This is a genomic window from Tabrizicola sp. (genome assembly GCF_016793705.1).
GTDB lineage: Bacteria > Pseudomonadota > Alphaproteobacteria > Rhodobacterales > Rhodobacteraceae > Tabrizicola.
Genome location: NZ_JAEULO010000018.1, coordinates 110,624 through 124,975, shown reverse-complemented (window position 1 = coordinate 124,975; position 14,352 = coordinate 110,624). Strand labels below are relative to the sequence as shown.

Below are 14,352 nucleotides of genomic sequence, written 5' to 3'. Positions count from 1 at the left end.
GCAACGCGAAACCGGTCCCCGCATCAACGACCGCATCCGCGCTCCGGAAATCCGCCTGATCGGTGCGGATGGCGAGAATGTCGGGGTCGTGACCCCTGCCCGCGCGATGCAGATGGCCGAGGAAGCCGGACTGGACCTGGTGGAAATCTCGCCGACCGCCGTGCCGCCGGTCTGCAAGATCATGGACTTCGGCAAGTTCAAATACGAGACGCAGAAGCGCGAGGCCGAGGCCCGCAAGAAGCAGAAGATCATCGAGATCAAGGAAATCAAGTTCCGGCCGGGCACCGACACGCATGACTATGACGTGAAGATGCGCTCGGTGGTGAAGTTCCTGGAGGAAGGCGACAAGGTGAAAGTCACCCTGCGCTTCCGGGGCCGCGAGATGGCGCACCAGGAGCTTGGGCTGGAGCTGCTGAAACGGGTCGAGGCCGATGTGGCCGAGATCGGCAAGATCGAATCCTTCCCCAAGCTGGAAGGCCGCCAGATGGTGATGATGGTCGCGCCGAAGTAAGGCGCCGCAGGTCCGCTCGTCGTCGACTTCGTCGCGCCTCGCAGTGGGGAACCACCGACGAGAAGCCGAAGGCGCACGAGGAGGGGACGGACGAAGCGTCGTCTGCGGGGGCAATCTGCCCCCGTTTTCATTCGTGCTTCGCCTCGCGCGGCCGTCCCCGCGTCGGGATCTCCTTCAGCAGGCCCCCAACTCCCATTCCGGCGATGTCCACCGCCGTCACGGGCACACCGCAGATCAGCCGCTCCATCACCCAGTCGGCCCCGTTCAGTGCGGGGCTGCGGACGCATCCTGGCAGGCCGATGACCGGGGTTTCCCCAAGACTGCCGAGGAAGAGGAGGTTGCCGGGATCGACCGGCATGCCGAAGCGGTCGACCCGGCCCCCCGCCCTGCGGACGGCGGCGGGGGCCACGTCCACGGGGTCGGAAGTGGCGGAGGCGGTGAGGATCAGGATCAGCTCGGCCCCTGTGAGACCGGCGAGGGTCAGGGCGAGGTCGGCCTCGCGGTGCGGGCTGTGCAAGTGGGTGGTCAACCCGGCGCCCAGCGTGGAGAGGCGGCCGGTGATCGCCGTCATCTTCGCCGGGCGGGCTGCGGGGTCGGTGTGGGTTTCGACCAGCGCCACGCGGGAGAGCCGGGGATGATGCAACGCCAAAGCCCGTGTTCCGGCGGCGCGGGCGGTATCGACCGAGGCGCGCGCAACGCCATAGGCGATGACCTTGACGGTCGCGACCATTTCGTCCGCCTTCACCCTTTGCCAGCGCGGCACGGTGGCCAGCGTGATCATCGGATCGACAAGGTTCAGCGCGTCGACGCGGGAAGCGACGACTTCGACCACTCCGGCGCTGCGGGCATGCAGGTTCACCCGGCCCGTGCCGACGGGGCGGAGATCAAGGCCCGAAGCCTCGGGGTCGGGGACAAGGGCTTTTGCGATGGCGAGGGCCGCGGCGTCCTCGTGCAGGTCATCGGGGTCGAGGCGCGCGGCGATGACCTCGGACCGCCCGCTTGCGCGGAGCCGCGCGACCTCGACCGGACCAAGGGTGCAGCCCTTGCGCAGGCGGCCTTCGGGCAGGGCGACGGAATGGGCGAGGATCGCGCCTTCGGCTTCCGTCAGGGGGATCGGGCCGAAGCGCATCAGGTCCGCAGGGTTTCGGTGATCTGCGCCATGATCGAGACGGCGATTTCCGCCGGAGACCGGGCGCCGATGTTCAGGCCGACGGGCGCGCGAATCTTCGCGATCTGGTCGGGAGTGAAACCGGCCTCGGTCAGCCGCTCGACGCGCCTGGCATGGGTGCGGGTGGAGCCGAGGCAGCCGAGATAGAAGGCGGGGGACGTGAGGGCGAAGCGGATCGCGGGGTCGTCGAGCTTGGGATCGTGGGTCAGGGTGACGATCGCGGTGCGGGCGTCGGGTTGGAGCCTGGCGAGGGCCTCGTCGGGCCAGTCGTCGAGGATGGTCTCGCCGGGGAAGCGAGCGGCGGAGCCGAAGGCGGCGCGGGGCTCGACCAGGGTGGGGGCATAGCCACAGGTGCGGGCGATGGCGAGCAGCGGCTGGGCGATGTGAACCGCGCCGATGACGATGAGGCGGAGCGGCGGGTTGTGGATGGCGATGAAGCGGCCGTCCTCCTCCATGCCGGAGCGGTCGGACTTGAAGCGGGCGTCGGTGGCGGGGTCCTGGCCGGGGGGGACGAGGCGCCGTTCCCAGGTGGACGGGGTGGTGACGATGGCCAGGGCGCGGGGCGCGGCACGGGCGGCGGTCAGGGATTCGAGCAGGGGTTCGGGCAGGGCTTCCGCCCCCTCGCCCACGGGTTCGACGAGGACGCGGATGGTGCCGCCGCAGGCGAGGCCGGCGGCGAAGGCGGTCTCGTCGCTGACGCCGAAGGTCAGGATGCGGGATTTGCGGTCATCCAGGGCGTCGAGCGCCTCGGTGATCACCGCGCCCTCGACGCAGCCGCCGGAGACGGAGCCCGTCATCTCGCCGTCGCCAGAAATGGCGAGCTGGCTGCCTGCCTGGCGGGGGGCGGAACCCCAGGTCTCGATCACGGTGGCGAGGGCGGCCCCCTTTCCGGCGCGGTGCCAGGCGAGGGCGGCCTCGGGGATCAGATCGTGATCGGCGCGGGTCATGTGCGGATTATGCGTCCGGGCCGGGATCATTGCCACAGAAATGAACGCGCCGCAGGGGGGCCTGCGGCGCGACTTTGGTCGGGGGTGGCGTCAGCCGCGATCGGCGCGCCGCAGGAGGGGCGTGATCACCCGGACCTCGACCCGGCGGTTGGCGGCTTCGCTTTCCTGGGTGTCGATCAGAAGCTCCGTCTCGCCGTAGCCCTGGACGACCATGTTCTCCGGCGGGATGTCGAAGTATTCGGTCAGGGCCAGCGCCACCGATTCCGCGCGGCGGTCGGAGAGCGCGAGGTTCATCGCCGCCTTGCCGGTCGCGTCGGTGTGGCCCTCGATCAGGAAGACCTCGCGCGGATTGTCGGCCAGCAACTCCTGCATGACGCGGCCGAGGTCGGCGAGGTTGCGCGCTTCCTTGGCGGCCACGGCGGCAGAGCCGGAGGCGAAGGTCACGGGCTCGACATCGATGGTGGCGGCGAGCGCGCGGACTTCCGGAATCTCGCGGATCTGGCGGAGCGAGAACTTGCGGCCGGCGCGGTCGGCTTCCAGCGCGGCCAGCTCGCGTTTCAGGGCGGCATCCTCGTCCTTGGAGGAGATGACGATGCGCTTCTTCGGCTTCGGCAGGTCGCGGATGTAGACCGGGTCCTCGGTCGCCAGATCGTCGATCAGCACGATCTCGCGGCCGAGGTCGTCATAGGTGGCGCGGCGCAGGACCCGGCCCGTCGCGTCGCGGATCGTCACCACCTGGGTGCCGTCGCCGCGCTGGACGATGGTGCGAGTGGAGCCGTCCCTGAAGGTCTCGGTCCGCACGGTCGAGCCGGGGCGCCGGATCACGGTGTCGTCGTCCTTCAGCACGCGGTAGGTGCCGTCGGGTTGCAGCACGATGACCCGGTCGCCGGTGTTCGACACCACGCGGCTGTCGCCCATCGTCGAGACGGTGGTCTCGGCGGCGGCCTCGCGGTTGTTCTTGATGATCGCGCCGACGGCGAGGGCGCCGAGGACGAGGAGACCGGCTTTCTCCAGATCGGAGAGGCCGCTCTTCTTGCCGTCGCCAAGCGCTTTCGGCGCGGCGGCAAATTCCTGAGCCGAGGTCCGGGTGTTGGCGTCGGTGAGCGTTTCGGTCACGTCCGCCACCAACGAGGCGGGATCGGCCTCGGGAACGACGGCCGCCGCGTCTTCCGAGGGCGCCGTGGCGACAAGGGCGGCGGCGCCGAGCGACGAGGGGTCGATGGCGGTCGGATCGGCAGTGAGGAGCTGGGTCAGGCTTTCGACCTCTGTCTCGGTCACGACCGGGGCTTCCACCGGTTCGGCCATCAGGGCCGGGTCAGGCTCGGCCACCTTCAGGCCAGCGGCGGGATCGACGATCTCGCCCGAGGGCGCCACCAGTTCGGCCTCGGCAGCGGCCACGGCTGCGGCGGCCACGGCGGGGTCGATGGCTTCGCCGGTGGCCGAGTCGATGACGGCGTCAGCCGGAATCGCCGCCCCGTCCTCTGACCCGTCTGCCGGTTCGGTGGCGGGTTCTTCGGCAGCAGGCTCCTCTTGCGCGGCGGGGTCCTCGACGACCGCTGGCTCCTGGGCGGCGGGCTCTTCCACCGCTTCCGGTTCAACGGCAGGCTCTGCCGCCGGAGCGGCTTCCTCGGCGGCGGGTTCCTCGGCAGGGGCTTCATTCACCACCGGCTCTTCCGCGGGGGCTGTCTCTTCAACGGCAGGCTCCTCCGCCGGAACGGCTTCCTCGACAGCGGGCTCCTCGGTGGGGGCAGCTTCGTCGACAACGGGCTCCTCGGCCGGAGCGTCTTCGTCGACGGCAGGCTCTTCCGCAGGGGCAGCCTCTTCAACGACGGGCTCGTCCGCCGGAGCGGCCTCCTCGACGGCGGGCTCCTCGGCGGGGGCGGCTTCCTGGGCCGCAGCTTCGGCGGCAGCGGCTTCGGCCTCGGCAGCGGCCTGAGCGGCGGCTTCGGCAGCGGCCTGCTCCTCGGCGGCCTTGGCGGCGGCGGCTTCGGCCTCGGCCTGCGCCTGGGCTTCGGCTTCCGCCTGGGCGGAGGCGGCCGCGGCGGCAGCATCCGCTTCGGCCTGGGCCTGCGCCTGGGCTTCCGCCTCGGCAGCGGCGGCGGCTTCGGCGGCGGCGGCAGCCTCGGCTTCGGCCTGGGCCTTCGCGTCAGCTTCGGCCTGGGCGGCGGCTGCGGCGGCTGCGGCTTCCTCGGCAGCCTGGGCGGCAGCGGCCTCCGCCTCGGCGGCAGCGGCTGCGGCGGCGTCAGCCTCAAGCTGGGCGATGATCGCATCCAGATCGCAGGCGGCATCGGCGGTCGGCACGCAAAGCACCGCGCCATCCGGTCCGCTGACCGATCCGTCTTCGTTCATCACCTGCCCGAAGCTGGGCACGGTGGCGAGCGGGCTGATGGCCACCGAAAGGGCCGTCGTCGATACCAGAAGCTTTCTCATGAACCAGTCCTTTTCCTGAAGGGCTTGCGGGACAACCTGCACGAGTCGGTCCGGTTCCCGTTTGCCCCGACAGGCATAACAAAGGGCGCATCCGCCTGATATGCGATATCACCGACTTGCCAGAGCATAACTTGCGCGGAGAGCCGCCTAGTTGCGGATGAGCGCAAGGAGCCGGTCACGTTCGCCATGGTCGGAGGGTTCAGAGAGCGCGCGACCCAGAGCCTCCAGCGAGGCGATGGAATGCCCGGCGCGGAAGCTGTCGACATGCGGGAGAAGCGCGCGGATGCCGGTAGCCTTCGGGGCAAAGCCGGTCCAGCGCAGGAGCGGATTGAGCCAGATGAGCCTGCGGCAGGAGAGATGCAGGCGCTCGGCTTCCTTGGCAAGAACGCTGGTGTCGTCGCGGTCGAGCCCGTCGGTGATGAGGAGGACCACGGCCCCCTGCCCCAGCACCCGGCGCGACCAGTCGCGGTTGAAAGCGTGGAGCGACTGGCCGATGCGGGTACCGCCGGACCAGTCCTGCGCCTCGGCCCCGGCGGCCTTGAGCGCGGCATCCACATCGCGGGCGCCGAGGTGGCGGGTGATGTTGGTGAGCCTTGTGCCGAAGGTGAAGGCATGGACCCTGGCCCAGCCCTGCCCTTTCCGGTTGGCGACGGCATGGACGAAATGCAGGACCATGCGGGAGTAATCGGCCATGCTGCCGGAGATGTCGCAGAGGACGACAAGGTTCGGCCAGCGCGGGACCGGGGCCTTGTGTTTCAGGACGGTCAGTTCGCCGGCGGTGCGCATGGCTTCGCGGAGTGTGCGGCGGGCGTCGATGCGGGCGGTCAGGGTGGAGGGGGCGGAGCGGCGGGTCTTCAGCGGCTGGACGGGGAGCGAGAGCTTCGCCAGCATCCATTTGGCGGCGGCGATCTCATCGGTCGACATCTGCTCGAAATCGAGGGTCTTCAGGCGTTCTTCCGAAGACATGGTGGCGCTGGCATCGATCTCGATCTGCTCGCCTTCGCTGTCGGATTTGGGCGGGGGCGGAAGCTGGCCGTCGAGCAGGGCCTCGGCGGCGCGTTTCTCGGCGGCCTGGGCGATCCGGTCTTCCTGCACGCCGTGGACCTGCGGCAGCAGGAGCGACATCATCTGGTCGAGGTAGCGCGGGTCGCGCCAGAACAGGCGGAAAACCTGGGCGAAAGTGCTGCGCTCCTCGGGGCGGGAGACGAAGATGGCTTGCAGGGTGAAGTAGAAATCCTCGCGCCGGTCGAAGCCTGCCGCGGCGACGGCGCGGACGGCGTCGAGGATGCGGCCGGGGCCGACGGGGAGACCCGCCTTGCGCAAGGCGCGGGCGAAATGGGCGATGTTCTGCGCGAGCTTGCCGTCTTCTGGGAGGGTGAGATCGGGATAGGTCGGCATGGGGTGGCTGACCCCGGGGGGTTTCACACCCCCCGGACCCCCCGTGGGATATTTCCGGACAGAAAATGGATCATGCCGGGACCAGTTCGCGCTTGACCTCGTCGAGGAGGCGTTTCGCCTCCAGGCCTTGCAGTTTCTGGATGTCGTCCTGGTATTTCAGGATCGCGCCGAGGGTGTCAGAGATGACCTCGGGCGACAGCGCGATGACGTCGAGCGCGAGGAGGCATTTGGCCCAGTCGATCGTCTCGGCCACGCCGGGGCGTTTGAACAGGTCCTCGCGGCGCAGCTTCTGGACGAAGGCGACCACTTCACGCGAGAGCTGGGCCTGGGCCTCGGGGGCGCGGGCATTGAGGATGGCAAGCTCGCGGTCGAAGGAGGGGTAGTCGACCCAGTGGTAGAGGCAGCGGCGTTTCAGCGCGTCATGCACCTCGCGCGTGCGGTTCGAGGTGAGGATGACGATGGGGGGTTCGGGGGCTTTGATCGTGCCGAGTTCGGGGATCGTGACCTGGAAGTCGGAGAGGGCTTCGAGGAGGAAGGCCTCGAAGGGTTCGTCGGTGCGGTCGATCTCGTCGATGAGGAGGACGGGCGCGCCGCCGGGTTGCGGGCGCATGGCGGCGAGAAGCGGACGGGTGATCAGGTAGTCTTCGGTGAAAAGCTCGGCTTGCAGGGTGTCTCGGTCGGTGGCGCCTTCCGCGGTGCGGATGGCGATCATCTGGGCGGCGAAGTTCCATTCGGCGACGGCGGAGGCGGCGTCGAGGCCTTCATAGCATTGCAGGCGGATCAGGCGGCGGTTGAGCGCGGTGGCAAGGGTCTTGGCGATCTCGGTCTTGCCGGTGCCGGCCTCGCCTTCGAGGAAGAGCGGGCGGCCGAGTTTGAGCGAAAGGAAGACGACGGTGGCGAGCGCGCGGGAGGCGACGTAGCCCTGCCCGGTGAGGAGCGTTTCGACGGCGTCGATGCTGGGCGGAACTGGGGTCACGGGGCCTCCGGTCTTGCGGCAACAGTGGTGGGCGGAGGTGTGCGGGTCAAGGCGGGATCGGCGATTTCGGCCTGCAACCATAGTCGTAGGGACCGCAGGGGCGCGCGTTCGGGCAGGGCGTTGGGCCAGACGAGGTGGTAGGAGCCGAGCGCGCGGATCGGCGGGCCGAAGACGGGGATGAGGCGGCCTTCGGCGAGCTCGCGCTGGATCAGGAAAGTCGGGATGAGGGCCGCGCCCATGCCGTGGATGGCGCCTTGCGTGAGGGTGGCGAACTGGTCGAACATCATGCCGGGGGGGCGGAGGCCCGCGTGGCCGTGGTGGGCGAGCCAGCGGCCCCAGTCACCGATGCGGCTTTCCAGTTGCAGGAGCGGATGGCGGAGGATGTCGGTGGCCTGGCTCAGCGGGGGGAAGCCGGGGGCGGCGACGGCGAGGATGTCCTCGTCCATGAGTTTCAGGCTGTCGGCACCGGGCCAGTCCTGCCTTCCGTAGTGGATGGCGGCGTCGAAGCTGGAGCCGGTGAAGTCGAAGGGGCGCAGGCGGGTGGAGAGGTTGACGGTGACCTCCGGATGGCTTTGCGCGAAACGGGCGAGGCGGGGGGCGAGCCAGTGCATCCCGAAGGCGGGCAGGATCGCGAGGTTCAGGGAACCGCCGGTGGGGTTGGCGCGCAGTGTAATGCTGGCGGAGGCGAGGAGGTGCAGGGCTTTCCGCACGTCGGCGACGTAGTCGTGGCCTGCGGGCGTCAGGCGCAGGCGCTGGCGTTCGCGGTGGAGGAGCTGGACGCCGAGCTGTTGTTCCAGGCCCTGCAGGGCGCGGCTGATGGCGCCCTGGGTGAGGTTGAGTTCCCCGGCTGCGGCGGAGGCGGTGCCGAGGCGATCGACGGCTTCGAGCGCCATCAGGGCCGGGATTGGCGGCAGGTAGCGGCGGGGCAGCATTATGAGTTTCCCTCATGAACCCGTGCAGGGCTTTCGATAGCCTGCCCTGCCCTTTTCTGCAATGATCCCGCGCAAAGAAGGAGGGCCCCATGTCCGACAAACCGAAACTGAAAGCCAAGGATGCCCCCGATCTGGGGCGCTTCGACTGGGAAGACCCGTTCCGGCTGAACGACCAGCTGACCGAGGAAGAGCGGATGCTGCGCGATGCGGCCCGCGCCTATGCGCAGGAAAAGCTGCAAAGCCGGGTCATCGCGGCCTATCGCGACGAGACGACCGATCCGGCGATCTTCCGCGAGATGGGGGAGATGGGACTTCTGGGCGTGACGATCCCCGAGGAATACGGCGGGCTGGGGGCGTCCTATGTCGCCTACGGGCTGGTCGCGCGGGAAGTCGAGCGGGTCGATTCGGGCTATCGGTCGATGATGTCGGTGCAGTCCTCGCTGGTGATGTATCCGATCTATGCCTATGGCACCGAGGCACAGCGGAAGAAGTATCTGCCGAAGCTGGCCGCCGGCGAGTGGATCGGCTGTTTCGGCCTGACCGAGCCCGATGCGGGGTCGGACCCGGCGGGGATGAAGACCACGGCGAAGAAGACCGCGAACGGCTATGTGCTGAACGGCGCGAAGATGTGGATCTCCAATGCACCGATTGCGGACGTGTTCGTGGTCTGGGCCAAGTCCGAGGCGCATGGCGGCAAGATCAAGGGTTTTGTGCTGGACAAGGGCACCACGGGGCTGTCGGCGCCGAAGGTGGGGGGGAAGCTTTCGCTGCGGGCGTCGATCACCGGCGAGATCGTGCTGAAGGATGTGGAAGTTGGCGAAGACGCGCTCTTGCCGTTCGTCGAAGGGCTGAAGGGGCCGTTCGGCTGCCTGAACCGGGCGCGCTATGGCATCGCCTGGGGTGTGATGGGCGCGGCGGAGTTCTGCATGGCGGCCACGCGGCAGTACGGCCTTGACCGCAAGCAGTTCGGCAAGCCCTTGGCCGGGATGCAGATCTACCAGCTGAAACTGGCGAACATGCTGACCGAGATTTCGCTGGGCCTGCAGGCGTCCTTGCGCGTCGGGCGGCTGCTGGACGAGGCCAATGCGGCGCCGGAGATGATTTCCATCGTCAAGCGCAACAACTGCGGCAAGGCGCTGGAGGCGGCCCGCTGGGCGCGCGACATGCATGGCGGCAACGGCATCCAGGAGGATTTCCAGGTCATGCGTCACATGGTGAACCTGGAGACGGTGAACACCTACGAAGGCACGCATGACGTCCACGCGCTGATCCTGGGCCGGGCGATCACCGGGTTGCAGGCGTTTTTCTGATTTGGCCCTGGCGCCGGTCATGCTAACCCCCTGACCGGCGCGCCCTTGTCGGGCGACGGGGCCTCCGGCGGGGATATTTTGGCCAGTATGAAAGCGCTGCTGCGGTGAAGATCACGGTCGTCCTGTGCGTGAAGAACGAGGGCGCCTTCCTCTTGGAATGGCTGGCGCATCACCGGGCCTGTGGCGTCACGGATTTCCTCGTCTTTTCCAACGATTGCGATGACGGCACCGAAGCCATGCTGGACCGGCTGGCAGAGCTTGGCTGGCTCGCGCATGTCCGCAATCCCGGCCCCCATTCCGAGGGGCCGCAATGGGCAGCGCTGAAGCAGGCGGACCGGCATCCGCTGGTGACGATGGCGGACTGGCTTTTGCCGCTCGACATCGACGAATTCGTGAACGTCCATGTCGGCGACCGGACGATCCCCGCGCTGCTGGCGACGCTGCCCGGGGCGACGGCGATCACCCTGACCTGGAGGCTCTTCGGCAATGCGGGGGTGGTGGACTACCGCGATGACGCGGTGACCGAGACCTTTACCCGCGCCGCGCCGACGCTGCTGCACTGGCCCTGGCGGGCGCTCATGTTCAAGACACTGGTCCGGAATGACGGCAGCTATGCCAAGTTGGGCGTGCATCGCCCGCGCGCGCCCGTCGCAGGGCGGATGGCAGGGCAGCGCTGGTTCGACGGGTCCGGGCGCACGCTTCCGGCAGGGTTCCACCGGGGGCGGATCTTCTCGGACGTCGGGCGGGACCATACCGCGCTGGTGCAGCTGAACCACTATCCCCTGGGGGCGGTGCAAAGTTTCCTTCTGAAGCGCGACCGTGGGCGGGCGGTGCACGCCGATGCAGGCCTTGATGCAGGCTACTGGGTGGACCGGAACTTCAGTGCCGAGGAGGACCGCTCGATCCTGAAACTGGACAGCCGCGGCCTGCGTGCCGGGCTGCTGTCCGATCCGGCGCTCGGGGCGCTGCACAGCGCGTCGGTGGACTGGCGTCACGCGCGCTTCCGGGCGCTGATGGCAGAGGATGCCTGGCGCAGTCTCTACGGTCAGCTTCTCATGTCGGGACCCACGCGGGTCCTGGACCGTACCGAGGCCGAGTCGATCTGGAAGCCCCACATCGGTCGTTCCTGAGCTGGGTACGGATTGCGGCGGCATTGCAACCTTTGGTTGTTACTGCCGCTCAATGATGCGCGAAAGCACGCTTGAAGAGCGAATCATGGGCGAATGTTTCCACCTCAAGGCCTTGTAGAGGTCGCAATCTCTCGCCAGAGTCCGGGAACCGAGCCCGAAGATGACCAAAGTCGACGCCCTGACCATGACGAACCCCGCCCGGCCGCCCGACTGGCAGCGCCCGATGCTGAAGATCGCAGAGGGAGATGGCGATTTTCTGCCGCTGGGGGACAAGCACTATGCCTTCTTCGCCGAAGAGCAGCCGATGCTTCTGGTCACATTCGAGGATGCAGCAAGCCTGCGCGAGCGCGAGACCAAGCTGCCCGAGCATTTCGACCTGGCGCTGAACCGGGGGTGGTCGATCCTGACCATCCTCGCCGAGGGCGAGACCTGGTGGCGCGACCCGGCGGTGTTCCGCTATTTCGACCGGCTGGCCGATGACGGGTTCCTCGAGGATTTCGACCGCGTGGTGTTCTACGGCGCGGGGGCCGCGGGCTATGCGGCGGCGGCCTATTCGATCACCGCGCCGCAGGCGGAACTGGTGCTGGTCGCCCCGCGCGCGACGCTGGACCCGGCGCTGGCGGGATGGGACGAGCGCCACCGGATCGCCCGGCGGATCAACTTCCGCGGGCGTTACGGCTATGCGCCGGACATGACGGAAAGTGCTGCGAAAGTCTGGCTGATCCATGACCCGCTGCACCAGCCCGACGCGATGCACGCGGCGCTGTTCCAGCGGCCCTGGGTGACGCCTCTCAACGCCCGCTATACCGGCGAGGGGACCGAGGACACCTTGCGCGAGATGAAGGTGCTGGACCGGATCCTGGAAGCGGCGATGGAGGGGAAGATGTCGGCCGACCGTTTCTCCTGGCTCTGGCGCGGGCGGCGGTCGAACGGCAGCTACCTCGGCGCGGTGCTGGCGGCGGCACGGCTCTCGGGGCATCCGAAGCGCGAGATCAAGATCTGCCGGTCGGTCACGTCGCGGCTGAACGCGCCAAGGTTTGCCCGGCGGCTGGCGGAACTGACAGGCGAGACGGCCTAGAAATTGCCGTAGGCGTCGACGAGGGCATTCAACTGCCCGGCGCGGTCTTCGGTCAACTGGCGCATACAGCCGTAAACGACAAGCGGCTCGGCCGACCCGCCCCGCATCGCGTAGCCCTCGACCTCGCAGGCCTTGTCGCGGAAGGTGATCCAGGCGCGTTGCGCCTCTTTCAACGCGGTGGCGGCGCCCTTTTCGGTCTCGGGCAGGTCGGCGTCCCATCCGGCAAGAAGCGTCATGGCGCGTTTGTAGGCGGCGTTCAGCTCTGCATCGGCGGCTTCCCAGTCCTCGTAGGCACATTGGTTCATGTCCTGCTGGGTGACGGCATTCGCGCAGTCGATGTCTTGCGCGGCGGCGGGAAGCGTGAGGCAGGTGAAGACGAGAAACGCGCGGAACATCCTGAACTCCGTTGTCTGCGGCGATCCTGTCGCATCGGGCCGCGCGATGCCACTGGAAACAGGGGCGGGTTTGCGTTACCTGCCGGGTCATGCAAGCGATCACCCTGCCCCGCCCCGACGACTGGCACCTGCACCTGCGCGACGGCGCGATGCTGCAGGCGGTGCTGCCGGAAACCGCCCGGCATTTCGCCCGCGCGATCATCATGCCGAACCTGGTGCCGCCGGTGGTGACGCTGGACGATGCGGTGGGGTATCGCGACCGCATCCTGGCCGCCCTGCCGCAGGGGATGGGGTTCGAGCCCTTGATGACGCTCTACCTGACCGAGGGCACCGACCCGGCGGATGTGGAGCGTGCAGCGGCGTCGGGCCTGGTCAAGGCGGTGAAGCTTTACCCGGCGGGGGCGACGACCAACAGCCATTCGGGCGTGCGCGATCTGGGGAAGGTGATGCCGGTCCTGGAGACGATGGCGCGGATCGGCCTGCCGCTTTGTGCGCATGGTGAGGTGACGGACAGCAGCGTCGATATCTTCGACCGCGAGGCGGTGTTCATTGACACGATCCTGGCCCCCCTGCGCCGCCGCTTGCCCGAGCTGCGGGTGGTGATGGAGCATATCACCACCGAAGAGGGCGTGGCCTATGCGGCGGAGGGCGGGGACAAATTGGCCGCGACGATCACGACGCATCACCTGATCATCAACCGCAACCATATCCTCGCGGGCGGGATCAAGCCACATTACTATTGCCTGCCGGTGGCGAAGCGCGAAAAGCACCGGCTGGCGCTGCGCAAGGCCGCGACCTCGGGCTCGCCCCGGTATTTTTTGGGGACCGACAGCGCCCCGCATGTCGATGCGCTGAAGGAACATGCCTGCGGCTGCGCGGGCTGCTTCACGGCGACGAACACGCTGTCGCTGCTGGCGCATGTCTTCGAGGAAGAGGGCGCGCTGGACAAGCTGGAGGGGTTTGCTTCGCGGAACGGCCCGGCCTTCTACCGGCTGCCGGTGAACAAGGGCACGGTCACGCTGGAGAAGCGGGTCGAGCCCTGCGTGTGGCCTGCGAAGATCGTCTCGGAGGCCGGGCCCGTGACCGTCTTCGACCCCGGATTCCCCGTGCATTGGCACGTCGTGACCTGACCGCTCCTCGATGACTTCGTCACTCGTCGCTTGCGAGGAGAAGCCGAAGGCGCACGACGAGCCCCGCCCGAAAGGACCGCAGAATGATCCCCTCGACCTTCCCGCCCAAGGACGAAATTGCCCGCCTCACCGCGCGCGCACTGCTGGAAATCAAGGCGGTGCATTTCAACGCCGAGACGCCCTTCACGCTCGCCTCGGGCCTGCCCAGCCCCACCTACATCGACTGCCGCAAGCTGATCAGCTACCCGCGCATCCGGTCGACCCTGATGGACTTCCTGGCCGTGACGGTGATGCGCGAGGCGGGATTCGAAGCCTTCGACAACATCGCGGGCGGCGAGACGGCGGGCATCCCCTTCGCGGCTCTGGTGGCCGAGCGGCTGGCGCTGCCGATGACCTATGTCCGCAAGAAGCCCAAGGGCTATGGCCGCAACGCGCGGATCGAGGGCGCGATGACCGAAGGTCAGCGAGTGCTGCTGGTCGAGGACCTGACAACCGACGGCGGCTCGAAGCTGAGCTTCGTCGACGCGATCCGCGAGACGGGGGCCAGTTGCGGCCATACGGCGGTGATCTTCTACTATGGCATTTTCGCCGACACCGAGGCGAAGCTCGGCGCACATGGGGTGAAGCTGCACCACCTCTGCACCTGGTGGGACGTGCTGGCCGAGGCCCGGGCGCAAGGCGCCTTCGATGCCGCGACGCTGGCGGAAGTGGAAAACTTCCTCAGGGCGCCGCGCGCCTGGCAGGACGCGCGGAAACCTGCCTGACGCTGCGGCAACCGCCGAAATAGCGGGGGGCAGGTCTGTGGGCCGATCTGGGGAAAACTGACAAGGAATCGTTACATCGCACGCGAGCGGTCAAGATGTGGTAGGCTGACCGCCAGAGCAAACAATCAGATGCGAGTCGCCCCACCTTTTCCACAGAGTTGTTCCGGGATTGCGGACCACCCT

The 14,352-nt window shown here is 68.2% G+C and carries 13 protein-coding genes; 6 read left to right on the top strand and 7 right to left on the bottom strand.

The window, feature by feature from the left end; all coding sequences use genetic code 11:
- A partial coding sequence (infC, locus tag JNJ68_RS03165) for a translation initiation factor IF-3 (protein WP_294978835.1) occupies positions 1-511 on the top strand: 511 nt, incomplete at its 5' end.
- Between the two features lie 127 nt (positions 512-638).
- Here infC and JNJ68_RS03160 read toward each other — a convergent pair.
- From JNJ68_RS03160 to JNJ68_RS03135, 6 genes are all read right to left on the bottom strand, one after another.
- Complete coding sequence (locus JNJ68_RS03160; RefSeq protein WP_294978832.1) at positions 639-1,640, bottom strand: molybdopterin-binding protein; 1,002 nt, start codon at positions 1,638-1,640, stop codon at positions 639-641.
- A complete protein-coding gene (locus JNJ68_RS03155; RefSeq protein ID WP_294978829.1) occupies positions 1,640-2,626 on the bottom strand; it encodes an XdhC/CoxI family protein in 987 nt (328 codons plus the stop codon). The genes JNJ68_RS03160 and JNJ68_RS03155 overlap by 1 nt, the downstream gene beginning before the upstream one ends.
- Before the next feature lie 90 nt (positions 2,627-2,716).
- Positions 2,717-5,056 carry an OmpA family protein gene (locus tag JNJ68_RS03150; protein WP_294978827.1) on the bottom strand — a complete coding sequence of 780 codons (2,340 nt, stop codon included), beginning with the start codon at positions 5,054-5,056 and terminating at the stop codon, positions 2,717-2,719.
- Positions 5,057-5,203: 147 nt separating this feature from the next.
- Positions 5,204-6,454, bottom strand: a complete 1,251-nt coding sequence (locus JNJ68_RS03145) for a VWA domain-containing protein (RefSeq protein WP_294978825.1) — start codon at positions 6,452-6,454, stop codon at positions 5,204-5,206.
- 70 nt (positions 6,455-6,524) lie between these two features.
- Entirely contained in the window at positions 6,525-7,430 is a 906-nt protein-coding gene (locus tag JNJ68_RS03140) for a MoxR family ATPase (protein WP_294978824.1), read from the bottom strand.
- Complete coding sequence (locus tag JNJ68_RS03135) at positions 7,427-8,365, bottom strand: LysR substrate-binding domain-containing protein (RefSeq protein WP_294978861.1); 939 nt, start codon at positions 8,363-8,365, stop codon at positions 7,427-7,429. Before JNJ68_RS03135 ends, JNJ68_RS03140 begins: the two co-directional genes overlap by 4 nt.
- Positions 8,366-8,451: 86 nt before the next feature.
- On the opposite strand from JNJ68_RS03135, the gene JNJ68_RS03130 reads away from it, so the two are divergent.
- The 3 genes from JNJ68_RS03130 to JNJ68_RS03120 all read left to right on the top strand — a co-directional run bounded on the left by JNJ68_RS03130 (position 8,452) and on the right by JNJ68_RS03120 (position 11,880).
- A complete protein-coding gene (locus tag JNJ68_RS03130) occupies positions 8,452-9,672 on the top strand; it encodes an acyl-CoA dehydrogenase (protein WP_294978822.1) in 1,221 nt (406 codons plus the stop codon).
- A gap of 104 nt (positions 9,673-9,776) precedes the next feature.
- Positions 9,777-10,802 carry a glycosyltransferase family 2 protein gene (locus JNJ68_RS03125; protein ID WP_294978819.1) on the top strand — a complete coding sequence of 342 codons (1,026 nt, stop codon included), beginning with the start codon at positions 9,777-9,779 and terminating at the stop codon, positions 10,800-10,802.
- A 160-nt stretch (positions 10,803-10,962) separates the two neighbouring features.
- The gene (locus JNJ68_RS03120; RefSeq protein ID WP_294978816.1) at positions 10,963-11,880 is read left to right on the top strand and encodes a phosphoadenosine phosphosulfate reductase; all 918 of its coding nucleotides are present in this window, start codon (positions 10,963-10,965) and stop codon (positions 11,878-11,880) included.
- Here JNJ68_RS03120 and JNJ68_RS03115 read toward each other — a convergent pair.
- The gene (locus JNJ68_RS03115) at positions 11,877-12,275 is read right to left on the bottom strand and encodes a lysozyme inhibitor LprI family protein (RefSeq protein WP_294978813.1); all 399 of its coding nucleotides are present in this window, start codon (positions 12,273-12,275) and stop codon (positions 11,877-11,879) included. The genes JNJ68_RS03120 and JNJ68_RS03115 overlap by 4 nt on opposite strands.
- Before the next feature lie 89 nt (positions 12,276-12,364).
- Between JNJ68_RS03115 and pyrC the strand changes: the two genes are divergently transcribed.
- Both pyrC and JNJ68_RS03105 read left to right on the top strand, forming a co-directional pair.
- On the top strand, positions 12,365-13,405 hold the full coding sequence (gene pyrC, locus JNJ68_RS03110) for a dihydroorotase (RefSeq protein WP_294978811.1): 1,041 nt from the start codon (positions 12,365-12,367) through the stop codon (positions 13,403-13,405).
- 83 nt (positions 13,406-13,488) lie between these two features.
- Positions 13,489-14,169 (top strand): orotate phosphoribosyltransferase, encoded by a 681-nt coding sequence (locus JNJ68_RS03105; protein WP_294978808.1) that lies wholly within the window; start codon positions 13,489-13,491, stop codon positions 14,167-14,169.
- Positions 14,170-14,352 lie beyond the last annotated feature (183 nt).

Excerpts from the sequence above, each read along its gene's own strand:
- JNJ68_RS03115 (WP_294978813.1), bottom strand. The coding sequence starts at position 12,275 with ATGTTCCGCGCGTTTCTCGTCTTCACCTGCCTCACGCTTCCCGCCGCC.
- JNJ68_RS03155 (WP_294978829.1), bottom strand. The coding sequence starts at position 2,626 with ATGACCCGCGCCGATCACGATCTGATCCCCGAGGCCGCCCTCGCCTGG.
- JNJ68_RS03120 (WP_294978816.1), top strand. The coding sequence starts at position 10,963 with ATGACCAAAGTCGACGCCCTGACCATGACGAACCCCGCCCGGCCGCCC.
- JNJ68_RS03105 (WP_294978808.1), top strand. The coding sequence starts at position 13,489 with ATGATCCCCTCGACCTTCCCGCCCAAGGACGAAATTGCCCGCCTCACC.
- JNJ68_RS03150 (WP_294978827.1), bottom strand. The coding sequence starts at position 5,056 with ATGAGAAAGCTTCTGGTATCGACGACGGCCCTTTCGGTGGCCATCAGC.
- JNJ68_RS03160 (WP_294978832.1), bottom strand. The coding sequence starts at position 1,640 with ATGCGCTTCGGCCCGATCCCCCTGACGGAAGCCGAAGGCGCGATCCTC.
- pyrC (WP_294978811.1), top strand. The coding sequence starts at position 12,365 with ATGCAAGCGATCACCCTGCCCCGCCCCGACGACTGGCACCTGCACCTG.
- JNJ68_RS03130 (WP_294978822.1), top strand. The coding sequence starts at position 8,452 with ATGTCCGACAAACCGAAACTGAAAGCCAAGGATGCCCCCGATCTGGGG.
- JNJ68_RS03145 (WP_294978825.1), bottom strand. The coding sequence starts at position 6,454 with ATGCCGACCTATCCCGATCTCACCCTCCCAGAAGACGGCAAGCTCGCG.